The following is a 23222-nucleotide window of genomic DNA, read 5'->3' on the forward strand; positions in this document are numbered from 1 at the left end:
GCGGCGCTCACAGTTCGATGCCCTCCCGCGCGGCGATGGTGTGCACGTCCTTGTCGCCACGACCGGACAGGTTGCACAGCACCAGTCCGTCCTCGGGCAGTTCGCGCGCCAGCTTGATCGCCTGCGCGACGGCATGACTGGATTCCAGCGCCGGCAGGATGCCTTCGGTACGGCACAGTCGGTGGAACGCCTCCATCGCCTCGTCGTCGCTGATGCCGAGGTACTCGGCGCGTCCGGTGTCCTTCAGAAAGGCGTGCTCCGGGCCGACGCCGGGATAGTCCAGGCCGGCCGAGATCGAGTGCGTCTCGGTGATCTGGCCGTCGTCGTCGCACAACACGTAGGTGCGGTTGCCGTGCAGTACGCCCGGGCGACCGGCCGCCAGCGAGGCCGCGTGATGGCCGCTGGCGAGCCCCTCGCCCGCCGCTTCCGCGCCGACCAGGCGCACGTCGCGGTCGTTGAGGAACGCGTGGAAGATGCCCATCGCGTTGGAACCGCCGCCGACGCAGGCCGTCACCACGTCCGGCAAACGGCCGAACTGTTCCTGCATCTGCGCGCGCGCCTCGCGGCCGACGATGGCGTTGAAGTCGCGCACCATCATCGGATATGGATGCGGCCCGGCCACGGTGCCGATGATGTAGAAGGTGTCGGCGACGTTCGTCACCCAGTCGCGCAGCGCCTCGTTGAGCGCATCCTTGAGCGTCTTCGACCCGGACGTGACCGGCACCACCTCGGCGCCCAGCAGCTTCATGCGGTAGACGTTGATCTTCTGCCGCTCGATGTCGGTCGCGCCCATGTAGACCACGCACTTCAGGCCCAGCCGCGCGGCCACGGTGGCGGTCGCCACGCCGTGCTGACCGGCACCGGTCTCGGCGATCACGCGCGGCTTGCCCATGTGCCGCGCCAGCAGCGCCTGGCCGACCGTGTTGTTGATCTTGTGCGCGCCGGTGTGGTTCAGGTCCTCGCGCTTGAGCACGATGCGCGCGCCGCCGACGTCCCGCGACAGGCGCTCGGCGTAGTACAACGGGCTGGGCCGGCCGACGTAGTGCGCCAGGTCGCGGTCCAGCTCGGCCACGAACTCGGGATCGTTGCGCAGGCGCGTGTAGGCCTCGGTCAGTTCCGCCAGCGGCGCCATCAGCGTCTCGGCGACGAAGCTGCCACCGTAGCGGCCGAAGCGACCCTGCACGTCGGGCCAGGCGTGGTAATTGTCGATCTTCATGCTGTGATGGATCCGCGGAAAGGTGTCGGGAACGGTGCCCACATCGCATCACCGTAGCGCAGCACGGACGCCGTAAAAAGCGATATGATCGCACACAACATGTAACAAAAAGTTACACATTGATGCCCCGCAACCTGCCCTCCCTCAATGCATTGAGAGCCTTTGAAGCGGTTGCTCATAGCGAAAGTGTCAGCCGTGCAGCGGAAGAGCTGCACGTGACGCACAGCGCCGTCAGTCGACAGATTCGTGCGCTGGAGTCGCAACTTGGCGTCCCGCTATTCCGCCGTGTCGGCCGCGGTCTGCGGCTGACCCCGGCCGGACTGCGCCTGCGCGAGGCGGTGTCGGCGTCTTTCGACCGGCTGCGCGACGCCTGCGCCGAGCTGTACGCCGACCGCAACGAAGACGCCGCCTTCGTACTCGGCTGCCCAGGCAGCGTGTTGGCGCGCTGGATGATTCCGCGCCTGGATCGCCTGCGCGGCGATCTGCCCGACCTACCGGTGCATCTGTCCGCGCAGGACACCGGCGGACGCGAAGGCCTGGAGCGGCTCGACGCCGCCCTGCTGATCGACGCCCCGCCCTGGCCGGCCGGCTGGCGCATCATGGAACTGGCGCCCGAGCGTATCGGACCGGTGGTTAGCCCGCGTTACGCCGGCTGGCCGACCTTGCGCGATCGCCCCGAGCAAGCGCTTCTGCACGAACCCGTGCTGCACACGACCTCCCGACCGCAGGCCTGGCGCGACTGGGCCGAAGCCGCCGGCCTCGACGCCGCGCCGCCGCAAACCGGCCAGGCCTTCGCGCACCTGTACCAGTTGATCGAAGCGGCCGCCGCCGGTCTCGGCGTCGCCATCGCGCCGCAGCCGCTGGTCGCCGAGGAATTGCGCGACAGTCGCCTGCTGGCGCCATGGGGCTTCCGCCCGACCCACGCCGCCTGGACGCTGGTCTCGGCACAACGCGGCCACGACCCGCGCTTCGCCACGCTCGGCGCCTGGCTGGGCCAGGCCCTGGATGGCGGCTGATCGCCGTCAGAGATACTTGCGGACGCGCTCGCGCAGCGCCGCGACGGTCTCGGCGCTCGGCGTGCCCAACACGCCCTTGCTGGCTTCGGGCACGTGCGCCAGCGGATCGGCGTCGTCGAACACGAAATGATCCAGCAGCGTGCGCCACGCGGCGCGCTGCTCGGGCGGCAGACCGCGAAACGCCAGGATCGCGTGCATCAGGCCACCCAGCCCGGTCGGCGCCGCAACGCCCTCGGCCAGCGCCTGCGGCCACCAGAAGTTCACCAGGGCATTGATGCGCTCCAGCGAAGCCACGTGGTGCCACCACATCGGCGGCAGATACAGCGCGTCGCCCGGTTCGAGCACCGCCGCCTGGGCGTGCGCCAAGGCCTCGCGCAGACGCGGGTAGCGCGGATCGTCCGGCCGATCCAGGCGCGCCACGCCGATCGCCGCGCCGGTCGGCGCAAAGTCCGGCGGACCGATGTACAGGTTGTGCACCTGCTCGGGCGGGAACAATGTGAAACGGCGCCGCCCGCACACCACGCAGGCGATATTGTGATACTCGTCGAAATGCACGGGCGTGGTGACGCGGTTGCCGATCCAGATGCGCGGCTCGACGGACGGCGCCAGGAACGGCAGCCGATGACTTTCACGCAAGGACGGAAGACAGCGCGCCAGCGGTGCGCTCTGAATCGCCAGTCCCGGCACCGGCCCGGAGGCGCGGCTGTAGGCCGCCAACCGCTTCAGGCCCTGCGTCACCGGCACACGATGATGCTCGTAGTTGAAGCCGTCGAAACTCGCGTTGTAACCGACCACGCCCTCTTCCTCGGGCGCCATCAGCAGTACGTCGACATCCTCGCCGGCATCGGCCTCGGCCAGCAGCCGCGCGAAGTCGGTATCCGAACGTCGTGCCGCCTGCACCATCGGCCAGTCCGCGACCAGACCGCGCAGCACCAGCGGCTGCATGCGATCGCGCAGATCGTCCGACGTCAGCGGCGGCTGCCGTGCGACGTCGCGTTCCTCGATCGCTTGCGGTGTCGGCGACGTCACGACACTCCCCGGGCGCGGTCGGCAGCCTGCACGGCCTGCACGAACGCATGCATTTTCGCCGCGTCCTTGACTCCGGGGGAGGCCTCGATGCCGCTGGCCACGTCCACGCCCCAGGGCCGCGCCGTGGCGATGGCTTCGCCCACGTTTTCGGGAACCAGCCCACCGGCGAGGATCAACGGACGCACACGCCCACCGGGCATGCGCGTCCAGTCGAAACGCTGACCGCTGCCGCCCTGCGCGCCCGGCGCGTGGCCATCCAGCAGCACACCGGCCGCCTGCGGATGCGCGCGGATGATCGGCTGCGGATCGACGTCGCCGCCCATCGCCACCGTTTTCACATAGCGCCGTCCGAACCGCAGGCAGAAGGCCGCATCCTCGTCGCCATGAAACTGCAGCAGATCGGGGCGCACCGCCTCGACCACGCTCTCGATGTAAACCGGATCGTCGTCCATGAACAGCGCCACCACGTCGACGAACGGCGGCAGCGCCTCGCGCAGCACCCTGGCCTGGGCGATGGGGACGCAGCGTCGGCTGCGCGGCGTGAACACCATGCCGATGGCATCGACGCCCAACTCCGCGGCGGCCACCGCGTCCGCGATGCGGGTCATGCCGCAGAACTTGATGCGGGTGCGATTCACAGCGTCACGTCCTCGGGCAATCCCCAGTCCGCAGGATAACGCGGACCGATGAAGGTGAGTCCGGAGGCGGGCGCGGTCGGGCCGGCGACGTCGCGATTGCGACCGGCCAGCAGTTCGGCCATCCATGCCACGGGACGCTCACCGCGACCGATCGGCAACAGCGAACCGACGATGTTGCGGACCATGTGATAGAGGAAGGCGTTGGCCTCGACCTCCACGTGCACATGCTCGCCCTCGCGCCACACGCGCACCTGACGCATTTCGCGCCGCGCATGCGCGGCCTGACAGGCGATCGCGCGGAACGCGGTGAAATCGTGTTCGCCGACCAATGCCTGCGCCGCCTCATGCATGGCATCGGCGTCCAGCGGATGCCGTTCCCACGTCACGTAGCGCGCCTCCAGCGCGGCGCGCACCGGGCGATTGAGGATGCTGTAGCGATAGCGACGCGCCCGTGCGCTGTGCCGGGCATGGAAGTCGTCGGCCACCGGCTGCGCCCACAGCACCGCCACGCTGCGCGGCAGGTTGGCGCATCCGCCGAGCGCCCAGCCGCGCATGCTGCGCTCGACCTCGGTATCGATGTGCACGACCTGGCAGTGCGCATGCACACCGGCATCGGTGCGGCCCGCGCAGGTGACGTCGATCGGCGTGGCGGCGACGGTGGACAGCGCCTGCTCCACCGCGGACTGCACGGTCGGCCCGTGACTGAGCCGCTGCCAGCCCATGAAGTCGGTGCCGTCGTATTCGATGCCGAGGGCGATGCGCATGTGGGATAGAAAATCGCGAAATCAGCGAGCGAGGATACAACGACGCCGGCTCCGCACAGGCGGGCCGGCGTCGGAAAAGGCCGTCGGCGACGAAATCAGTCGAGTTCGTCGAGCAGCTTCTGCGCCACTTCGCGTTGCGGACCGCTGCCTTCGGCCAGCACTTCCTCGAGCATGGCGCGCGCACCGTCCGGATCGCCCATGTCCATGTAGGCACGGGCCAGATCGATCTTGGTGTCGACGGCATCGCCGCCTAGACCCGCGGTCGGCGCCACATCGTCGCCCTCGTCGATATCGAGATCGAACGTGTCGGCCGCGGACGGAGCCTCGGGTTCCGGCTCGAGATCGAACGTAGGCGCCGGATCGGCATGCGCGGGCTCGTTCTGCGCCACCGGCGACGGCGTCTCGGGCTCGGCCTCCAACTCGGGCAGATCGAAGCCCTCGATGTCGTCCTCCACGTGCGCGAACGGTGCGGGCGCATCCTCGCCCGGCAGGGGCGGCAGCGCGTCGAACTCGTCCTCGCTGGGGGCCTCCGGCTCGGTCTTGTGCGCGCCGGAGGTCAGGTCGAAATCGTAGGAATATTCGGAAATCGGCTCGTGCGAGGCGTCTTCCGACGCACCGTGCATCTCGTTGTCGTGCTGCGCGTCGTGCGGCACGGCATGAACGTCGTGGTCCATCGCGGTTTCGTCCGGGATGTCCGGCGCATACGCCTCGGCGCTGCCCGCGAACAGCGGATAGTCCGGCGCGAGCTCCTCGCCCATCGCCATGACGTCCTGCCATTCCGGCTGCTGCGGGTCGCTGACATGCGTGTGCATGACCTCGGCCGCCGCCTCGAAACGATCGACGTCGCGACGCGCGTAATACAGGCTGACCAGCTCCAGGTGCAGGCCGATGTCTTCGGGGTTCTCGGCCAGTTCGCGCAGCAGCGTGTCCTGCTCTTCGTCGAACGCTTCGCCCGACGCGTCGCCCAGCGGCGAATCGCCGAACTGATCGGCCAGCGAGGGACCCGCGCCGGCACGCGGAGCGGCCTTGCCGCGGCGTCCGCGCAGGAGCAGCGCCAGCAGTGCGAGGATGACCACCGCCGCCGCCGCGATCTTCGCCCAAAGCGAACCCAGCAGCGCGGCGTACCACGGCTGCGGCGCAGGCTTGGCCGGCGTGACCGCGGCCGGCTTGCTGGCCGGCTTCTTGACCGTCGCCGTCGTCGCGGCCGCAGGCTTCATGGCACTGCCCGACGCGGCGACCGAAGCCACCGCCGGCGTCATCGCCGAGGACGCCTTGGCGCTGCTGGCCGCACTGGCCACGCTGCCGCTCATCGCCGGCATGGCGCTGGACGCGCCCGGCACCGGCTTGCCCGCCGCGGCGAGCTTGTTCTGCAGCTCGGCGATCTCGGCGTTCTTCAGGCTCATCAGGCGGTCGTTCTTGTCCTGGATGTCCTTCAGGCTCTTCAGGCGCGACTCGAGGTCCGCGGTCTGCTGCTTGGCGCTGGACAGCGCCTCGCGGGCGCGCGCCACATCCTGGTGCAGTTGCTGGACGGTGACCTTGTCGCTGCCGTTGGCGACACCGGCGCGCGCGCCGGTGCTCTCGCCGCCGTCGCTCGGCGGCACCAGTTTCAGGTGATCGCCTGCGGACGTCCCGCCCGCACCCGACAGGTTCGCGGAAGCCGGACGCTGCGGCGTCGCCGCCTTGCCCGCGCCCGCAGACGCCATCACGGTCGGACGACGCGGCGCGGCCGCGGTCCAGTCCTGATTCTGGCGACGAACCTCGGCGATCGCAGCCGCCGTGGTCATCGCATCCTGTTCGGCATGCGTCGGAATGCGCAGCACAGCGCCGCGCTTCAACGCATTGATGTTGTCCTTGTAGAACGCGTCCGGATTGGCCGACTGCAGCGCCAGCATCATCTGGTTCACGCTGACGTCGGCACTGCGCATCCGGTTGGCGATGCCCCACAGGGTGTCGCCGGAATGCACCGGACCGTACTCGCCGCCTTGCACGGACGGCGCGGNCGCCCTGCAGGCGGGTGGTGCTCACGGCGCCCGGCGGATCCAGCAGCACGGTGTACTCGCGCAACAGCTGGCCGCGCGGCCAGCTGACCTGAACCAGAAAGTCGAGGAACGATTCGCGCACCGGCTCGTCGGAGGTCACGCGGATGACCTTCTCGCCCGCGGCGTTCGTGGTGACCTTGAAGTTCAGCTGCACCGTCAGGCTCATGCGGTCCAGACCGGCTCGCGTGAACTGGTCCGCCGAGGCCAGCGAGACCTGCAGCTTGTCCGCCTCGCCCGGATAATCGGTGCGCAACGGAATTTCCGCCACCAGCGGCTTGTTCAACGCGGATTTGACACGAATCTGACCCAGACCAAGCGCAAGCGCCTGGGTACTGCTCAACGCCAAAGCCACCAGGATCGACAGCTTCAAGGACCGGTTCATCGAGTGCTCCCCACTCACGACGTTAAAGACACGTCAGCAATCTCGACGCGACTTTACAACAATATCGTAACTTTAGTTCACAAAAACGATTTTCACCAACCCGCCAGCGCCCGAAAGCGTCTGCTGGAAGGCGAAAACGAGAAGTGTTCGCTTACTTCGAGGACGCAGCCGGCGCCGGAGCGCCCTGCTTGGCCAACTGCGCCTTCAGGCGGGCGATCTCCTGATCGCGCTTGTCGAGCGCATCCTGCTCGGCCGCATTGCGCTGTTTGAGATCGTCGATCTGCTGCTGCAGATCCTTGGCCTGGGCCTGCTGTTGCTGCACCTTGTCCTGCATCTGCTTGAGCTGCGTCTTGGTCGACGCCGCGCCCGATTGCGCCATGCCTGCCGTGGCCGCCAGCAGCATCGGCAACGCCCACCCCCAACGTTTTGAAATCATTACAGGTACTCCTCGATCAGAATCTGTGCCACTTGCACGGCATTCAACGCCGCGCCCTTGCGGATGTTGTCGGCGACGACCCACAAATCCAGTCCGTTGGGGTGGGAAATGTCTTCGCGGATGCGGCCGACCAGAACCGGATCCTTGCCGGCCGCGTCGCCTACCGGCGTCGGATAGCCGCCGTCCTTGCGCTGGTCCATCACCACGACGCCCGGCGCCTGCTTGAGCAGATCACGCGCCTGCTTGGCCGTGATCTTGTCGCGGGTCTCGATGTGCACGGCCTCCGCATGGCCATAGAACACCGGCACCCGCACCGCGGTCGGGTTCACCTGGATCGACGCGTCCTCCAGAATCTTGCGCGTCTCCCAGACCATCTTCATCTCTTCACGGGTGTAGCCGTTGTCCATGAAGACGTCAATGTGCGGAATCACGTTGAACGCGATCTGCTTGCTGAACTTGGCCGGCTTGAACTCCTGGAAACCCAGCAGCGCGGCGGTCTGGCGACCCAGTTCCTCCATGCCCGAGCGCCCGGCGCCGGACACCGACTGGTAAGTCGCCACATTGATGCGCTCGATGCCCACGGCGCGATGGATCGGCGCCAGCGCCACCATCATCTGCATGGTCGAGCAGTTCGGATTGGCGATGATGTTGCGGCGCTCGTACTCGGCGATGGCGTGCGGGTTGACCTCGCTGACCACCAGCGGCACGTCGTCGTCGTTGCGGAACTCGGAGGTGTTGTCGATCACGACCGCACCAGCCGCGGCCGCGCGCGGCGCATGCTCGCGACTGACCGCGCCGCCGGCCGAGAAAAAGGCGATGTCCACGCCCTCGAAATCGTAGTCGGCCAGATCGCGGACCATGATTTCCTTGCCGCCGAACTCGATCCAGCTGCCGGCGGAGCGTTCGCTGGCCAGCGGCACCAGTTTGCCGATCGGCACGTCGCGCTCGGCGAGAATGGACAACAGGGTCTCGCCGACGGCGCCGGTGGCTCCGGCGATGGCGATGGTGTAGCTGCTCTTGCGACTCATGAGGGAAATGTCTCGGGGAAGCGGTTCGGGGAAGCGTGCGGTGCGATCGGGCAAGACATGGGGCGCAATTCAGGCGATCCGCGGCGTCATCGCGCCGACGTCGCCGCACTGCGCGCGATGGCGCAGCGCCTGGTCCATCAACACCAGCGCCACCATCGCCTCGGCGATGGGCGTGGCGCGAATGCCGACGCAGGGATCGTGGCGACCCTTGGTGACGACCTCGGTCGGCTCGCCGTCCACATCCAGGCTGCGGCCGGGAATCAGGATGCTCGAGGTCGGCTTCAACACGATCGAGGCGCGTACGTCCTGCCCGCTGGAGATGCCGCCGAGAATGCCGCCGGCGTGATTGGACGTGAAGCCGTCGGCGGTCAGCTCGTCGCGGTGCTCGCTGCCCTTCTGCGCCACGGCGGCGAAGCCGTCGCCGATCTCCACGCCCTTGACCGCGTTGATGCTCATCAGCGCCGCCGCCAGCTCGGCATCAAGCTTGCCGTAGATCGGCTCGCCCCAGCCCGGCGGCACGCCCTCGGCCACCACGTCGATGCGCGCACCGACCGAATCGCCGGACTTGCGCAGCGCGGTGATGTACTGCTCCAGCTCCGCCACCATCGCGGCGTCGGGCCAGAAGAACGGGTTGTCCTCGACCGCGTCCCAGTCGAAGGCACGCGGCGTCAACTCGCCCAGCGCGGACAGGTGCCCGCGCACGCGGATGCCGTGATGCTCGGCCAGCCATTTCTTGGCGATCACCGCCGCGGCCACGCGCATGGTGGTCTCGCGCGCCGAACTGCGACCGCCGCCGCGCGGATCGCGCACGCCGTACTTGTGCCAGTAGGTGTAGTCGGCGTGTCCGGGGCGGAAGGTGCGCGCGATCTCGGCGTAGTCCTTCGAGCGCGCGTCGGTGTTGCGGATCAGCAGCGCGATGGGCGTGCCGGTGGTCACGCCCTCGTACACGCCGGACAGGATCTCGACCTCGTCTGCCTCGCGGCGCTGCGAGGTGTAGCGCGACTTGCCGGTGGCGCGGCGTTGCAGGTCGGGTGCGAACTCACTCGCCTCGATCGCCAGCCCCGGCGGGCAGCCGTCCACCACGCAGCCGATGGCCGGACCGTGGCTTTCGCCGAAGGTCGTCACGGTGAGCAGTTTGCCGAAGGAGTTGCTGGACATGGCCGAATCGCGGAGTACGAATGCGCTAGCGTCGGTCGTTCGACGCGTGCTTGCAAGTCCTGCTTATGCCTTTGCGCGCTTTGCGGCAGCTTCGCGGATCGCTCCGGCATGCTCGATCAGGTCGCGCCGCTCGATGGCGAACACGCCCATCGGCCCGGTCTGGAATTCCAGCCACACCAGCGGCACTTCGGGCAGCAGCGCCGTCAGCGCGCGCTCGCTGTTGCCGACTTCGACGATCATCAGGCCATCCTCGGTGAGATGGTCGGGGCCTTCGTCGAGCATGCGCAGGCACAGATCCAGACCGTCCTCACCCGAGGTCAGACCCAGCTGCGGCTCGTGCGCGTACTCGCCGGGCAGCGCCTCGTATTCGGCCTGGCCGACGTACGGCGGGTTGGACACGATGAGGTCGTAGCGCTCGCCCGCCAGCGCGTCGAACAGGTCCGAACGGATCGCGCGCACGCGCTCGGCGTCGACCTGCTGGAACGCCATGTTCTCGCGCGTCAACGCCAGCGCGTCCTCGCTGACGTCGACCAGGTCCACGCGCCAGTCCGGCGCGTAGGCGGCCATCGCGATGCCGATGCAGCCCGAACCCGTGCACATGTCCAGCGCACGCTCGATCTCGCGGCCATCCAGCCACGGCGAGAAACCGTTCTGGATCAGTTCGGCGATGGGCGAGCGAGGCACCAGCGCTCGCGCGTCGGACTTGAACTTCAACCCGGCGAACCAGGCCTCGCCGATCAGGTAGGCCACGGGCACGCGCTCGTCCAGACGGCGCTGGATCAGCGCCAGCACGAGCGCACGCTCCTCGGCCGTGAGGGCCGCGGCGCCGTAGGCCGGCGGCAGGTCGGGCGGCAGATGCAGCGCGCCGAGCACCAGTTGCGTGGCCTCGTCGATGGCACTGTCCTGGCCGTGGCCGAACATCAACTCGGCGGCGGAGAAACGGCTGGCGCCGTAGCGGATGAAATCGACGATGGTGGCAAGTTCGGCGGTCACGCGGCGCAGCCCTGGCAAGACGACGCACAAGTATAGAGGAGCGGCGGCGCGGGATCAGTGCCCGCAGATGCGCCATGAACGCCTCGCTGACCCGGGCACGCATCGCGCAGGCTCCGCCCCAACCCCTATACTTCGCGGATGACACCCAAGGTCCTGCTCCAATACGTGCTGCCGCACCGCTTCCTGTCGCGCATCGTCTACTGGGCGACGCGCTGGACGTGGACGCCGTGGAAGAATTTCCTGATCGGCCAGATCGTGCGCCGCTACGACGTCGACATGCGCCAGGCCGCGCAGCCCGATCCGCACGCCTATGCGCACTTCAACGACTTCTTCACCCGCGCCCTGACGCCGGATGCGCGCCCGCTGGATGCCGACCCGCGCAGCATCGTCTCGCCGGCCGACGGTCGCATCAGCCAGGCCGGGCGCATCGAGGACGGGCGTATTTTCCAGGCCAAGGGGCAGTCCTACACCGCCGCCGAACTGCTGGCCGACGAGGCCGCCGCCGCGCCCTACCGCGACGGTCGCTTCGTCACCGTGTACCTGTCGCCGCGCGATTACCACCGCGTACACATGCCGCTGGACGGCGAGCTGATCTCGACCCGCCACGTGCCGGGCCGCATCTTCAGCGTGGCGCCGTTTGCGGTCGAGGCGATCCCGCGCCTGTTCGCGCGCAACGAGCGCCTGGTCTGCCACTTCCGCGGCGAGCACGGCCCGTTCGCGGTCATCCTGGTCGGCGCCATCCTGGTGTCCAGCGTGTCGACGGTGTGGGATGGCCTGACCATTCCGCCCTATGCCGGCCACATCGTCGACCGCGATGCCCGCGGGCGCGGCATCCGGCTGCAACGTGGCGAGGAAATGGGCCGCTTCAATATGGGTTCGACCGTGATCGTGCTGCTGCCGCCGGGTGGCGGCGAGCTCGATCCGGCACTGCACGCCCAGCAACCGGTCCAGGTGCGGCAGCGCATCGGCCACGCGTGATTCATCTCACACATCCAGAAACCTGACGTAGTGCGTCAGTTTGTGACGCAAAGGGATAGATTTACCGTGCCGCACTGGCTATGCTCCGCACTCTAGCCAGAGGTATGCGCCTACCGGCGCTGGCACGTGGAGGGTTACGGGGTGAAGCCGATACAAGTCGTCAATCGCATTCTCGCGATGACTCGCATCATGAAGCTGGGCCGTCAACTGCGCGAGATCGAGCAGGCCATTTTCGCCCTGCCCGCACCGCTGGAACGCCAGGTCGCCAGCATCACTTCCCGCGAGCTGGATCTGGCCGCGCGCTGCGATCCACCGTGGATGTACGGCACCCCGCCCGAACAGGAAACCGCGGCCTGGGGCACCGGCGCCGATATCGGCATCACCCGCGTCCGCTCGGACAACCCGCAGGTGCGCATGCGCGGCATCGGCCTGTGGCTGGCGGTGATCTATCACGAGACCCAGACCTCCGACGCGCCCGGCGCCAGCGAACTGCACCGCCAGGTCATGCGCGTGGTACGTCAGCTCAAGGAACGCCTCGGCGACAGCGACGCCGCCGCGATCCAGGCGAACGCGGACGAAGCCGACGCCGCCGAATCCTCTACCGCATCCGCCGCCGTGGCCTGATCTCCCCGGCGTTCATGCTGCGCATGGCCGGCGGAGTAACGCCGGCCATGCTCACGCTGCCGTATCAACGAGTGCAGCGCGGCAATTTCAGGGTGTGACCCGCACGAATCGCATAGCGCGGCGGATGCAGATGATTCATCCGCGCCACCGTGTGCACGTTCGAACACCCCAGTCGACGCACGATGCCGCTCAGCGTGTCGCCACGACGCACACGGTAGTGACGCATGCGCATCGAGGCCGGCATGGTCGGATCGCTCGCCGCGTGCAGGTCGGCCGCCAGGGTCGGCCAATGCCCGGCCGCGCAGCTTGTGGCGTAGGCCTTCTCCAGCACCTTCGGCGCGTTCAGGCGCGTACCGGCCGGCTGCGCCTTCTGCGGATTGAGCCGTGGGTTGAGATTGCGCAGCACGCGGAACCAGCCGTCGCGCTTGCCGCCGGCTTCGCCCAGACACACCGTCAGTTCCGACAACGACGCCGGACGCTGCAACTCGATATGGCCCGGTCGCGCATCCACGTGCGGAAACTTCAGGTGATAGCGCTGCGGGTGCAGGAACAACCAGGCCGCCGCCAGCACCATCGGCACGTAGTCGCGCGTTTCGGCCGGCAGCGAGAAATAGATCTTCGGGTCATAGAAACTAATGCTGCGACCGTCGACCAGCCGCCGCACGCGCCCCTCCCCGCCGTTGTAGGCCGCCAGGGTCAGCTCCAGGTTGTCGTTGAAGACCTTCAGCTGTTCGTCCATGTAGGCGGCATTGGCCTTGGCCGACAGCGCCGGGTCGAAGCGCTCGTCGAAACCGTCGACCGTGCCCAGTCCGAAGCGGCGCCCGGTCGAGTACATAAACTGCAGCGGCCCCGCCGCCCCGGAGCGCGACACCGCGTGCACCTTGCCGCCGGATTCCTTGGCCAGGATGCCGAACAGGATCGCTTCGGGCAGGTCCGCCTTGCGGTAGGCCGGCCACATCTCGTAACGCATGTATTCGTAGTTGATGTAGGCGTTCATCAACTGCGGGCGCAGCCAGGTCAGCCACTCTTCCAGCGCCGCCTTGACCGGCCCGTTCATGGCGATCAGGTCCGACAGCTTGTGCCCACGCAGCAACGTCACGCTCTGCTGCGCGCGCGGCAGCGCCTGGATCACCGGCGACGGCGCATCGCCCGTCACGCCGGCATCGGGCGTATCCGGCAGCGTGTCGCCCTCGTCGCCAGCGATGAAGCTGCCGTCCTTCAGACGCAGCAGATGATCGAACACCGAGAAGAAGCGCTGCGGATCGCAACCGGCCACGTCGCCGCACTTGGCCGCCGCGACCTTGAGCTGGTCCAGCGCCTTGTCGAGCGTCTGGTCGGCCTGCTGCTGGTCGCCGCTGCGCACCAGCTGCAGTGCGTCCTCGTATTGCCCGCTGGCCTGATCGAGCTGGGCGTACAGCGCATTGACCTGCTGTTCGTCGACCGGGGCGTTCGCGTCGGCAACGCCGGCACCTCGCGTCGCCTGGGTCATGCCAGCGCAGCCGGACAACAAGGTGATTCCCGAAACGGTGAGCGGAAGCAGAAAACGGGCAAGCCGGGACAATCGAAACATGAACGACACAACGTACTTGGCGTAAAGCCCGTTACGGTATCCGGCCTCCGACCATGGCTCAAGTGAACCGATGGGTTTCCATCGACCGCAAGCCGACTAGAATCGGAAACTCACGGGGCCGGGAGGCAACTGGATGGACAACATACTGATCGGCAGGAACGACACGGCCGCGGTGGAACTCGAACCGCGCTTCGGCAACCGTCACGGCATGATCGCGGGCGCCACCGGCACCGGCAAATCGGTCAGCCTGATGGTGCTGGCGGAAGGCTTCTCGCGGCGCGGCGTGCCGGTATTCCTGGCCGACGTGAAGGGCGACCTGGCCGGACTCTCGCAGCCCGCCCCCGCGCCCGGCGACAAGCTCAAGGCGCGGCTGGACAAGCTCGGACTGAGCGGCTGGTCGCCCAGCGCCAATCCGGTCGTGTTCTGGGACCTCTACGCCCGCCTCGGCCACCCGGTGCGCACCACGATCTCGGAGATGGGCCCGACCCTGCTGGCGCGGGTGATGGAACTCAACGACACCCAGGAAGGCGTGCTCGATGTGGTGTTCCGCGTCGCCGACGACCACGGTTGGCTGCTGCTGGACCTGGACGACCTGCGCTCGCTGCTGCAGTTCGCCGCCGAACACGCCAGCGAGATTTCGGCGCAGTACGGCCTGGTCAGCAAGGCCAGCATCGGCGCCATCCAGCGCAGTCTGCTGCAGCTGGAGAAGGACGGCGCCACGCAGTTCTTCGGCGAACCGGCCCTGGACCTGGCCGACCTGATGCGCCAGGACATGTCCGGTCGCGGCGTCATCAACATCCTCGCCGCCGACCAGTTGATCCTCAAGCCGCGCCTGTATTCGACCTTCCTGTTGTGGCTGCTGTCGGAACTGTTCGAGCGGCTGCCGGAGATCGGCGACGCCGAGGCGCCGAAGCTGGTGTTCTTCTTCGACGAGGCGCACCTGCTGTTCGACGAATGCCCGCCCGCGCTGCTGCAACGCGTGGAACAGGTGGTGCGCCTGATCCGCTCCAAGGGCGTGGGCGTGTACTTCTGCTCGCAGAACCCGGACGACGTGCCCAACGACATCCTCGGCCAGCTCGGCAATCGCGTGCAGCATGCACTGCGCGCCTTCACGCCGCGCGACCGCAAGGCGATCAAGGCGGCGGCCGAGACCTTCCCGGTCAATCCCAAGGTCGACGTGGCCGAAGTCATCACCACGCTCGGCGTCGGCGAAGCGCTGGCGACCACGCTGCGCGACCGCGGCGCGCCCAGCCCGGTCGAATCCGTGCTGGTGGTGGCGCCGGTCAGCCGCATCGGCACCATCACCGACGACGAGCGCAAGCAGATCGCAGCGCGCTCGCCCGTCGGTGCCAAGTACGACACGCCGGTCAACCGCGACTCCGCCGCCGAGATGCTGGCGCGACGTGCCGACGAAAAGGCCGCCGACGAACCCGAGAAGGCCGCGAAGCAGACCAAGGCACAGGCCGAGCAAGGCGGCTGGGGCGGCGCGCTGCGCGACGCCATGCTCGGCACGGGACGCCGGCAGGGCATGCTCGAAGCGATGGGCAAGTCGGTGCTGCGCAGCGTCGGCAGCGGTCTCGGCCGGCAGATCCTGCGCGGCGTGCTCGGCGGCATCCTCGGCGGATCGCGCCGCCGATGAACGCCCGTTCCACGCATCCCGACATCGTCGACGCCCGCACGCCGCTGAGCGAGCGCTTCTTCCGCTCGCCGCTGTATCCGCTGCGCAACGCGGCGCTGCCGACGCTGGTGGCGCTGAGCATCGCGCACATGCTCACCGACCTGCTGCCGGGTCTGATCAGCTTCGCGGCCGGCCAAGTGGTCTGGGCCAGCATCATCCTGTACGCGATGGAAAGCCTGCGCCGCACCGCCGACGGCTACGCCGATCCGCCGGAAATCACCATGTACGGCGACTACGCGCCCGCCGTGGCGATGCTGGTGCTGCAGAAACTGGGCTACGTCGCGCTGTACGTCGCCCTGATGCCGCATCCGACGGCCTGGCTGGTGCTGCTGATCTTCATCGTGCTGCTGCCCGTGATCGCCACCGCGCTGGCCTTCGAGGACAGCCTGCTCGGCGCGCTGCATCCGGCGCGCTGGGGCCGGGCCATCTACGTTTTCGGACCGGCCTATCTGCTGCCGGTGTTCGTCGGTCTGCTCGAATACCTCAGCTACATCGGCTACCTCGTCGCCAGCGGCTGGCTTGGACACGTACTGTGGTTCACGCTGGTGATCTACCTGTGCCTGCTGCAGTTCCATCTGCTCGGCGTGCTGATCCACAAGCATCACGAAGCACTCGGCCATCAGCCCGACGCCGACGCGCTGTCCGCCGCCAGCGGTCGCAACGAGGACGACAACCTGCTGCGCGACGTGGCCGAGCTGATCGCCGACAACGAGCGCGACACCGCCGAAAGCCTGCTGCGCGACCGGCTACGCGAACGCCACCCCACTGCAAGCCTGTTCGAGGCCCACCGCAACCTGCTGCGCCAGCGCGGCGACCGCAACGCGCTGCTGAGCTACGCGCAGAGCCATCTCGCCTTGCTGCTCAGCGAGGATCAGGTGCGCCCGGCGCTGCGCCTGACCACCGAATGCCTCCATCTGGACCCGAACTTCATGCCCGATCAGCCGGAAAGCGCCGCGCGCCTGGCCGACGCCGCGACGGCGCAAGGCATGACGCAACTCGCATTGAAGCTGGCGCGCGGCTATCCCAACCGCTGGCCGCGCGACGAAAAGGCACCGCACTACGGCCTGCTGGCGGCACGCCTGCTGGCCGAACGCATGGGTCAGGTCGCCGAGGCCGGCGTGCTGGCGCACAAGCTGCTGCGGGCCTTCGGCGATCGTCCGGAACGCGCCGAGATCGAGGCATTCCTGCACGCCCACGGCCAGCTTCCAGGCCGCAACGAGGCCCCTGCATGAGCCGCTGGCGACCGCCGCCGCCGCGCTCGACGGCGATCATCACCCGCGAAGGCTTCGAGCGCCTGAAGGCCGAGCTGGACGAACTGTGGCATCGCACCCGACCGGAAGTGGTCAAGGCACTGGCGGCCGCCGCCGCCGAGGGCGACCGTTCGGAGAACGCCGAATACACCTATCGCAAGAAGCAGCTCGGCGAGATCGACCGCCGCGTGCGCTATCTCAGCAAGCGCATCCCGTCGCTGAAAGTCGCCGAGGGCACGCCGGCGGATCGCGAGGCCGTGTTTTTCGGCGCGACCGTGGAACTGGAGAACGCGGACAGCGGGGACATCGTCCGCTACCGCATCGTCGGCCCCGACGAGACCGACGCCAAGCGCGGCTGGATCAGCATCGATTCGCCGCTGGCGCGCACCGTGCTGCGCAAGCGCGTGGACGACGAAATCGAGGCGCAACTGCCTGGCGGCACCGCGTGTTTCGTGGTGCTGGCCGTCGACTACGACTGACGTTCGCGCGGTTCGCAACGATCGCGCAGCGACGGTCGCGCATCGCAGGGAAACCGTCGCAGCGCAATCGGCAAAGCCGGCGCCATGTCGATCAAGATACGCGCCGACCGCGCATCACTGCCCGCCCGAGGCGCCCTCGCCCTGCTGCATCATGCGCAGAATCTGCGACTCGTGGCTCTTGTAGAAATCGACGTTGTGCTGATTCAGCTTGTCGCTTTCGACGTACTGGGCCATTTTCGGATCGCGCTGCATCTGCACCGCCATCGCCGTGCCCACCAGCGCCAGATTGGCCACCACGAACTGATGCGGCGTGAAGCCGTGCTTGGCCAGCATCGGCTGGATGCGCGGATCGACCGCGACCAGCTGATCGGCCATGTCGTCCAGCGAGTGCACCTTGCTCATGTCCAGCTGCGACTTCTTGATGTGCATGGACTGACCGTCCGCAGTCACCGCCTGCAGTCGCGCCAGCACGTCCTGATTGAGCTGGAAGTTGGCGATCTCGGCGCGATCGGCCGCATTCAGGCGCTGCGAAACGCCCTGCGCCATGCCCAGCGCGGGCGCCAGCAGCATAAGCAGCGCCACGAACAGGAACCCTGCGCGGCGGACGGACATCGAAAGGGCTTGGCGTGCGTGCATGGTCAAACTCCGTGGGAATTGAAGCCGACTGTACCGGACCCCGCCGCGTCGAGCATGACACCCGAATGAACGCCGGAACGCTCGCCGCCGACCGCGCACGTCGGGCGCGTTCTACGCCAGACGCGCATCCAGATCGTGCTGATCCGCACCTTCCACGCGCACCTGGACGAACTGGCCCGGCTTCAGGTCGTGACCGTCCGCGATCCGCACCAGACCGTCGATTTCCGGCGCGTCGGCCGCCGAACGCGCCAAGGCGCCTTCGGTGCCGACCTCGTCCACCAGCACCTGCAGGGTCTGGCCGATCCGGCGCTGCAGACGCTCGGCGGAAATCTCCGCCTGCACCTGCATGAAGCGCTCCAGGCGGTCTTCCTTCAGCTCCTCGTCGATCGGGTCGGGCAGCGCATTGGCCGCCGCGCCGTCGACCGGCGAATAGGCGAACGCGCCGACGCGATCCAGCTCGGCCTCGCGCAGGAAGTCCAGCAGCTCCTCGAACTCGGCATCGGTCTCGCCGGGGAAACCGACGATGAAGGTGCTGCGCAGCGTCAGCTCCGGCACCGCCCGACGCCAGGCCTGCACGCGCTCCAGCGTGCGCTCGATGTTGCCCGGACGCTTCATGAGCTTGAGGATGCGCGGGCTGGCGTGCTGGAACGGAATGTCCAGGTACGGCAGGATCTTGCCCTCAGCCATCAGCGGCATCAGCTCGTCCACGTGCGGATACGGGTAGACGTAGTGCAGCCGCACCCAGGCGTCCAGTTCGGACAGTCCCTCGCACAGCTCGGTCATGCGGGTGCGATAGGTCTTGTCGCGCCAGGCGTGCTCGGCATAGCGCGTATCGACGCCGTAGGCGCTGGTGTCCTGGCTGATCACCAGCAGCTCCTTGACGCCGCCGCGCACCAGCTTCTCGGCCTCGTTAAGCACTTCGTTCACCGGTCGACTGACCAGGCGTCCGCGCATCGACGGGATGATGCAGAAGCTGCAGTTGTGATTGCAGCCTTCGGCGATCTTCAGGTACGCGTAGTGCTTGGGCGTGAGCTTCACGCCTGTATCCGGCAGCAGGTCGACGAACGGATCGCGGCGCGGCGGCAGCGCCGTGTGCACGGCATCCATCACGCTGCCGTAGTCCTGCGGCCCGCTGATCGCAAGCACCTCGGGATAGGCCTCACGGATCAGCTCCGAGCGCTTGCCCAGGCAGCCGGTGACGATCACCTTGCCGTTCTCGTGCAGCGCCTCGCCGATGGCGTCCAGCGATTCCTGCACCGCGGCGTCGATGAAGCCGCAGGTGTTGACCACCACGGCGTCGGCGGCGTCGTAGCTGGGCACAATTTCGTAACCCTCGGCACGCAACTGGGTCAGGATGCGCTCGGAGTCGACCAGCGCCTTGGGGCATCCGAGGCTCACGAAGCCGACTTTGGGGTGTTCTCTGGACATGGGGAAATTCTTCGGTCGCGGGGCAGCAAACGGCTTATTCTACAGGGCTTTTGGCATGTCTTCCCGTTGCGGAAGCTCAGGTACAATCGAGGCGACCCTCCGGGGGGATGCTGCGTGCACGACACTACACTCGCCCTGCCCGCACCAAGGCGCGAAACGCATCGCGTGCGCCTGCGCGCCTGGCTGATCGGCCTCGGCATGCTGTGCTCCGGCGTCAGCGAGGCCGCCGATCCGATCTCCGATCCGATCGCCGTCAGTGTCGCGTACGCGCGCGCCGCGCATCCGGTCGCGATGCGGCTGCAACACGCAACCGAAATCGGCTGGCGCGGCCTGCAGGGCTTCCCCGCGATCCAGCGCAGCCTGTTGCAACTGGAAGCCCATCTGCAGACGGCCCTGAGCGAACCGCAGGATGCCGAACGATGCTGGCAGCGCCTGTACACGCTCGCGGTACAGCAGAACGACGTGCGCATGCAGCTGACCGCGCTGCACGCACGCGGCGAACTGCGCACCCTGGATGGCAACTACGAGGAACTGCACGCTCTCGGCGAGCAGATACTGCAACTGACCGAACGCGTGCCATCGCCCAGCTACAAGGCCGCGGCCTACAACCTGCTGGGCACCGCGGCACGGCGCCACGGCCAGCTGGACCGGGCCGCCGACTACCACGAACAAGCCCTAGCGCTGCGGAGCATGTTGCAGGACCGTTCCGGACAAGCCGAATCGCTGGCCAACCTCGGCACCACGCGCCGCGACCAGGGACGTTTCGTGGAAGCGCTGGCGCTGCAGCATGAAGCGCTGCAGATCCGCCTGCGGCAATCGCCGCCCGAGCACCTGGACATCGCCTACCGCAACCTGGCCCTGCTGTACCGCGAACTCGACGATCCAAGCCAGGCGCGCATGCACTTCGAGAAGGCCCTGGATGCCGCGCGGAAGCGCCCCATGCCCAACGCGCTGGCCAGCGTACTGGGCAGCTACGCGGTCTTCCTCAACGACAGCGGCGAATACGCGAGGGCGCAGGTGCTGGCCGGTCAGGCACTCAGCGTCGACGCGAGCCTCGGCAACCGCACCTACATCGCCCTGGACCGTCTGCAACTGGGCCGGGCGCTGAGCGGCCTGGGCCACCGCAGCGAAGCCATACCGCAGCTGTACATGGCATTGCAGGCCGGACGCGAAGCGGCGCAGACCGAAATCATCGCCGGCGCACTGCTGGAACTGGCGCGCATCGAGCTGGACACACACGCGCTGACGTCCGCCAACGCGCGTGTCGAACAGGCCATCAACCTGCTGGACGGCGCGCGCATGATGCCGCTGCTGGCCGACGCCTGGTTCGTGCGCGAACGCATCCGCACACAGCTCGGCGACAACGCCGGCGCGCTGCATGCGCTGCGCCGCTACATGCAACTGCGCGAACGCCTGATCGGCGCCCGCAGCGTGCAGCGCATCGCGGCGCTGAAGAGCGCCTACCAGCGGCAGCGCTACGACGAACGCATCGGCGAACTGACCCGCAACAACACCGAGAACCTGCTCCGCGCGACGCAGCACCGCCGCACTCGCGACCTGACCCTGGCGCTTTCCGGCTCGCTGATTCTGCTGCTCGGCCTGATCTGGCATCGCTACCGCGTCGCCTATCGCCTGCATCACGAACTGGCGCACAAGCATCGCGAAGTCGAAGCCGCGCGGCGCGCGCTGGAGGACGTCAACGGCACGCTGCGCGAGCAGTCGCGCAAGTTGTACCGGCTGGCGACGCGCGACCCGCTGACCGGCGTCTGCAACCGTCGCCACATGCTGCAGAAGCTGGAACGCCACATCGCCCGCGAGCGCGACGTTTCCGTGCTGCTGGTCGATTTCGACCACTTCAAACAGATCAACGACCGGCTCGGCCACTTGTTCGGCGATCAAGTCCTGTGCGTCGGCACGCACGCCATGCGCGAGCATCTCGGATCGGGGCAGCCGGTGGGCCGCTTCGGCGGCGAAGAGTTCCTGGTCGCGCTGTTCGACGTGTCTGCGGACAAAGCCGCCGAGATCGCCGAATCGCTGCGCAAGGCCATGGCCCGCGCGCTGGCCGCGATCAACCCCGAACCGCAGACGCCGATCACGGTGAGCATCGGCGTCGCTACGCTTTCCCAGTGCGAAACGCGTACCCTGAAGTACCTGCTGGGTGCCGCCGACCGGGCCATGTATCAAGCCAAGGCGCACGGCCGCAACCGGATCTTTCGACACCAGGCCCTGTAGCCGCGCCGACAACCCTCTGTCCCTGACGACCGACGATGCCCGACACCTTCACGCTCGACCCGCGCCTGGAACAGGACACCCTGCAGCTCGCCGACCTGGATCTGTGTCGGGTGCGGCTGATGAACGATGCGCGCTTCCCTTGGCTGATTCTGGTGCCGCGCGCGCCAGGGCTGACCGAAATCGATCAGCTCGACCGAACGCAGCGCATGCAACTGCTGGACGAGATGGAACGCTGCGGCCATGCATTGCGCGCCTGCGCGGCCGTGGACAAGCTCAACATCGGCGCGTTGGGCAACATCGTGCAGCAACTGCACGTGCATGTCGTGGCGCGAACGCGCGGCGACGAGGCCTGGCCCGGCCCGGTGTGGGGATATGGCGCGCCCCAGCGCTATACGGACACGCAAGCCGACGAGCTGCTTGACCTCTTAGCCAAGCAGCTCGTGCGCTGATGTATGGATCGTGTTGCGCTCCGCAAACCAAAGCGCAACATGCCGCTGCTCAATACCCACTACCGTCGCCAGTCGGCAGATGGTCGCCTCCTCGCGCCGAAGTGCCCTTCAACTCGTCGGGCAGCGGCACGCCCTTCTCGTGTTCGCGCAATTGCGGAATGTCGTTTTTATCCGCCACCACCAGCCGCTTCAGTTCACCTTTCTTTTCGTAAAAGACGGCAACTCCGTAGTCGAGTTCAATGCGCGCCATCGCCAGAAGATGCTGTTTGTGAATTTTGGTGTCGTCACTGCGCTTGAGTAGGACACGCTTGGGCAACTGACCCTGATCACGCAGATAGGCGAAATGCCCACCCAGATCCACCGCCGAGAGCACCGCGCCGTCCAGCAAGAACTGACCACTCTTATACGACTCCACCGTCATCGGAAAAGTCTTTTCCAGCTTCGCAGTCACGTCGGTATCTTTCACCCCACTGCTGCATGCTCCCAGCATCAAAGCCAAAACCACCACAGGCAAGAAAACGGCGGGCGACAGCCAACGGGTCAGTCGATTCATGATGAAGTTCTCCGACGGTACGACGTCAATTCAATGAGGCAGTGTAACGCGAGGCTCAGGTGCGCGGCAGGGTGACGCCGCGCTGGCCCTGATACTTGCCGCCACGATCGCGGTAGCTGGTCTCGCATTCCTCGTCCGACTCCAGGAACAACATCTGCGCCACGCCTTCGTTGGCGTAGATGCGCGCCGGCAGCGGCGTGGTGTTGGAAAATTCCAACGTCACGTGGCCTTCCCATTCCGGCTCCAGCGGCGTCACGTTGACGATGATGCCGCAGCGCGCGTAGGTGCTCTTGCCCAGACAGATCGTCAGCACTTTGCGCGGGATGCGGAAGTATTCGACCGTGCGCGCCAGCGCGAACGAATTCGGCGGAATGATGCATTCGTCGGCCTTAACGTCGACGAAACTGCCGGCGTCGAACGCCTTCGGATCGACGATGCTGGAATTGATGTTGGTGAAGATCTTGAACTCGTCCGCGCAGCGCACGTCGTAGCCGTAGCTCGAAGTGCCGTAGGACACCAGCTTGCGACCGTCGCGCTGCTTGACCTGGCCCGGCTCGAACGGCTCGATCATGCCGTGCTCCTCGGCCATGCGGCGGATCCACCTGTCGGATTTGATGCTCACGTGTGCGAAGTCCCGTGCATTGAT

The 23222-nt window shown here is 67.4% G+C and carries 22 protein-coding genes and 1 pseudogene; 8 read left to right on the top strand and 15 right to left on the bottom strand.

Going from position 1 to position 23222, the window contains the following annotated elements; translation table 11 throughout:
• Nucleotides 1-7: 7 nt before the first annotated feature.
• Nucleotides 8-1216 (bottom strand): tryptophan synthase subunit beta, encoded by a 1209-nt coding sequence (gene trpB, locus LF63_RS10485; RefSeq protein ID WP_043101599.1) that lies wholly within the window; start codon nt 1214-1216, stop codon nt 8-10.
• Nucleotides 1217-1338: 122 nt separating this feature from the next.
• On the opposite strand from trpB, the gene LF63_RS10490 reads away from it, so the two are divergent.
• On the top strand, nt 1339-2232 hold the full coding sequence (locus LF63_RS10490; protein ID WP_043101601.1) for a LysR family transcriptional regulator: 894 nt from the start codon (nt 1339-1341) through the stop codon (nt 2230-2232).
• A gap of 6 nt (nt 2233-2238) precedes the next feature.
• On the opposite strand, the gene LF63_RS10495 is transcribed toward LF63_RS10490, so the two are convergent.
• From LF63_RS10495 to prmB, 9 genes and pseudogenes are all read right to left on the bottom strand, one after another.
• Nucleotides 2239-3261 carry a cupin-like domain-containing protein gene (locus LF63_RS10495; protein WP_043101604.1) on the bottom strand — a complete coding sequence of 341 codons (1023 nt, stop codon included), beginning with the start codon at nt 3259-3261 and terminating at the stop codon, nt 2239-2241.
• Nucleotides 3258-3899, bottom strand: coding sequence for a phosphoribosylanthranilate isomerase (locus tag LF63_RS10500; protein WP_081945182.1), 642 nt, complete (start codon nt 3897-3899; stop codon nt 3258-3260). Before LF63_RS10500 ends, LF63_RS10495 begins: the two co-directional genes overlap by 4 nt.
• Nucleotides 3896-4663 (bottom strand): tRNA pseudouridine(38-40) synthase TruA, encoded by a 768-nt coding sequence (truA, locus tag LF63_RS10505; RefSeq protein WP_043101606.1) that lies wholly within the window; start codon nt 4661-4663, stop codon nt 3896-3898. Before truA ends, LF63_RS10500 begins: the two co-directional genes overlap by 4 nt.
• A gap of 95 nt (nt 4664-4758) precedes the next feature.
• Complete coding sequence (locus LF63_RS10510) at nt 4759-6588, bottom strand: FimV/HubP family polar landmark protein (protein WP_338047264.1); 1830 nt, start codon at nt 6586-6588, stop codon at nt 4759-4761.
• A 75-nt stretch (nt 6589-6663) separates the two neighbouring features.
• Nucleotides 6664-7084: pseudogene (locus LF63_RS16500) on the bottom strand (type IV pilus assembly protein FimV); the annotation flags it as partial.
• 151 nt (nt 7085-7235) lie between these two features.
• On the bottom strand, nt 7236-7520 hold the full coding sequence (locus LF63_RS10515; protein ID WP_152569315.1) for a hypothetical protein: 285 nt from the start codon (nt 7518-7520) through the stop codon (nt 7236-7238).
• Nucleotides 7520-8548, bottom strand: coding sequence for an aspartate-semialdehyde dehydrogenase (locus LF63_RS10520; RefSeq protein WP_043101611.1), 1029 nt, complete (start codon nt 8546-8548; stop codon nt 7520-7522). The genes LF63_RS10515 and LF63_RS10520 overlap by 1 nt, the downstream gene beginning before the upstream one ends.
• Nucleotides 8549-8617: 69 nt before the next feature.
• Nucleotides 8618-9706 (bottom strand): chorismate synthase, encoded by a 1089-nt coding sequence (gene aroC / locus LF63_RS10525; RefSeq protein WP_043101614.1) that lies wholly within the window; start codon nt 9704-9706, stop codon nt 8618-8620.
• Nucleotides 9707-9769: 63 nt separating this feature from the next.
• Nucleotides 9770-10699: a 50S ribosomal protein L3 N(5)-glutamine methyltransferase gene (prmB, locus tag LF63_RS10530; RefSeq protein WP_043101616.1), complete on the bottom strand. Its 930-nt coding sequence runs from the start codon at nt 10697-10699 to the stop codon at nt 9770-9772.
• Between the two features lie 138 nt (nt 10700-10837).
• On the opposite strand from prmB, the gene asd reads away from it, so the two are divergent.
• Together asd and LF63_RS10540 are read left to right on the top strand one after the other, a co-directional pair.
• Nucleotides 10838-11677, top strand: a complete 840-nt coding sequence (asd, locus tag LF63_RS10535) for an archaetidylserine decarboxylase (protein ID WP_043101618.1) — start codon at nt 10838-10840, stop codon at nt 11675-11677.
• A gap of 177 nt (nt 11678-11854) precedes the next feature.
• The gene (locus tag LF63_RS10540; protein ID WP_043101620.1) at nt 11855-12301 is read left to right on the top strand and encodes a hypothetical protein; all 447 of its coding nucleotides are present in this window, start codon (nt 11855-11857) and stop codon (nt 12299-12301) included.
• Between the two features lie 64 nt (nt 12302-12365).
• Here LF63_RS10540 and LF63_RS10545 read toward each other — a convergent pair whose 3' ends face one another.
• A complete protein-coding gene (locus LF63_RS10545) occupies nt 12366-13790 on the bottom strand; it encodes a lytic transglycosylase domain-containing protein (RefSeq protein WP_235205307.1) in 1425 nt (474 codons plus the stop codon).
• Between the two features lie 214 nt (nt 13791-14004).
• Between LF63_RS10545 and LF63_RS10550 the strand changes: the two genes are divergently transcribed.
• From LF63_RS10550 to greB, 3 genes are read left to right on the top strand one after another with little or no spacing between them, the layout of a single operon-like run.
• Nucleotides 14005-15510, top strand: a complete 1506-nt coding sequence (locus LF63_RS10550; protein ID WP_043101623.1) for a helicase HerA-like domain-containing protein — start codon at nt 14005-14007, stop codon at nt 15508-15510.
• On the top strand, nt 15507-16781 hold the full coding sequence (locus tag LF63_RS10555; RefSeq protein WP_052394972.1) for a hypothetical protein: 1275 nt from the start codon (nt 15507-15509) through the stop codon (nt 16779-16781). The genes LF63_RS10550 and LF63_RS10555 overlap by 4 nt, the downstream gene beginning before the upstream one ends.
• Nucleotides 16778-17278 carry a transcription elongation factor GreB gene (greB, locus tag LF63_RS10560; RefSeq protein ID WP_043101625.1) on the top strand — a complete coding sequence of 167 codons (501 nt, stop codon included), beginning with the start codon at nt 16778-16780 and terminating at the stop codon, nt 17276-17278. Before LF63_RS10555 ends, greB begins: the two co-directional genes overlap by 4 nt.
• 114 nt (nt 17279-17392) lie before the next feature.
• Here the strand turns inward: greB and LF63_RS10565 are convergent, their stop codons facing one another.
• Complete coding sequence (locus LF63_RS10565; RefSeq protein WP_152569316.1) at nt 17393-17914, bottom strand: hypothetical protein; 522 nt, start codon at nt 17912-17914, stop codon at nt 17393-17395.
• 111 nt (nt 17915-18025) lie between these two features.
• Nucleotides 18026-19342, bottom strand: coding sequence for a 30S ribosomal protein S12 methylthiotransferase RimO (gene rimO, locus LF63_RS10570; protein ID WP_043101631.1), 1317 nt, complete (start codon nt 19340-19342; stop codon nt 18026-18028).
• A gap of 114 nt (nt 19343-19456) precedes the next feature.
• On the opposite strand from rimO, the gene LF63_RS10575 reads away from it, so the two are divergent.
• Both LF63_RS10575 and LF63_RS10580 read left to right on the top strand, forming a co-directional pair.
• Nucleotides 19457-21574 carry a diguanylate cyclase gene (locus tag LF63_RS10575; RefSeq protein ID WP_152569317.1) on the top strand — a complete coding sequence of 706 codons (2118 nt, stop codon included), beginning with the start codon at nt 19457-19459 and terminating at the stop codon, nt 21572-21574.
• A gap of 35 nt (nt 21575-21609) precedes the next feature.
• Complete coding sequence (locus tag LF63_RS10580) at nt 21610-22023, top strand: HIT domain-containing protein (RefSeq protein ID WP_043101634.1); 414 nt, start codon at nt 21610-21612, stop codon at nt 22021-22023.
• 49 nt (nt 22024-22072) lie between these two features.
• Here LF63_RS10580 and LF63_RS10585 read toward each other — a convergent pair whose 3' ends face one another.
• Together LF63_RS10585 and dcd are read right to left on the bottom strand one after the other, a co-directional pair.
• Nucleotides 22073-22576: a hypothetical protein gene (locus LF63_RS10585; protein ID WP_043101636.1), complete on the bottom strand. Its 504-nt coding sequence runs from the start codon at nt 22574-22576 to the stop codon at nt 22073-22075.
• A 55-nt stretch (nt 22577-22631) separates the two neighbouring features.
• Complete coding sequence (gene dcd, locus LF63_RS10590; protein ID WP_043101638.1) at nt 22632-23198, bottom strand: dCTP deaminase; 567 nt, start codon at nt 23196-23198, stop codon at nt 22632-22634.
• Nucleotides 23199-23222 lie beyond the last annotated feature (24 nt).

The sequence above is a fragment of the Oleiagrimonas soli genome (genome assembly GCF_000761445.1).
GTDB lineage: Bacteria > Pseudomonadota > Gammaproteobacteria > Xanthomonadales > Rhodanobacteraceae > Oleiagrimonas > Oleiagrimonas soli.

Bases quoted from the DNA above. Each gene is read 5' to 3' on its own strand.
- trpB (WP_043101599.1), bottom strand. From the start codon at position 1,216: ATGAAGATCGACAATTACCACGCCTGGCCCGACGTGCAGGGTCGCTTC.
- LF63_RS10490 (WP_043101601.1), top strand. From the start codon at position 1,339: ATGCCCCGCAACCTGCCCTCCCTCAATGCATTGAGAGCCTTTGAAGCG.
- truA (WP_043101606.1), bottom strand. From the start codon at position 4,663: ATGCGCATCGCCCTCGGCATCGAATACGACGGCACCGACTTCATGGGC.
- LF63_RS10510 (WP_338047264.1), bottom strand. From the start codon at position 6,588: ATGCGCAGTGCCGACGTCAGCGTGAACCAGATGATGCTGGCGCTGCAG.
- LF63_RS10515 (WP_152569315.1), bottom strand. From the start codon at position 7,520: ATGATTTCAAAACGTTGGGGGTGGGCGTTGCCGATGCTGCTGGCGGCC.
- LF63_RS10520 (WP_043101611.1), bottom strand. From the start codon at position 8,548: ATGAGTCGCAAGAGCAGCTACACCATCGCCATCGCCGGAGCCACCGGC.
- aroC (WP_043101614.1), bottom strand. From the start codon at position 9,706: ATGTCCAGCAACTCCTTCGGCAAACTGCTCACCGTGACGACCTTCGGC.
- asd (WP_043101618.1), top strand. From the start codon at position 10,838: ATGACACCCAAGGTCCTGCTCCAATACGTGCTGCCGCACCGCTTCCTG.
- LF63_RS10540 (WP_043101620.1), top strand. From the start codon at position 11,855: ATGACTCGCATCATGAAGCTGGGCCGTCAACTGCGCGAGATCGAGCAG.
- LF63_RS10545 (WP_235205307.1), bottom strand. From the start codon at position 13,790: ATGACCCAGGCGACGCGAGGTGCCGGCGTTGCCGACGCGAACGCCCCG.
- LF63_RS10550 (WP_043101623.1), top strand. From the start codon at position 14,005: ATGGACAACATACTGATCGGCAGGAACGACACGGCCGCGGTGGAACTC.
- LF63_RS10555 (WP_052394972.1), top strand. From the start codon at position 15,507: ATGAACGCCCGTTCCACGCATCCCGACATCGTCGACGCCCGCACGCCG.
- greB (WP_043101625.1), top strand. From the start codon at position 16,778: ATGAGCCGCTGGCGACCGCCGCCGCCGCGCTCGACGGCGATCATCACC.
- LF63_RS10565 (WP_152569316.1), bottom strand. From the start codon at position 17,914: ATGCACGCACGCCAAGCCCTTTCGATGTCCGTCCGCCGCGCAGGGTTC.
- rimO (WP_043101631.1), bottom strand. From the start codon at position 19,342: ATGTCCAGAGAACACCCCAAAGTCGGCTTCGTGAGCCTCGGATGCCCC.
- LF63_RS10580 (WP_043101634.1), top strand. From the start codon at position 21,610: ATGCCCGACACCTTCACGCTCGACCCGCGCCTGGAACAGGACACCCTG.
- LF63_RS10585 (WP_043101636.1), bottom strand. From the start codon at position 22,576: ATGAATCGACTGACCCGTTGGCTGTCGCCCGCCGTTTTCTTGCCTGTG.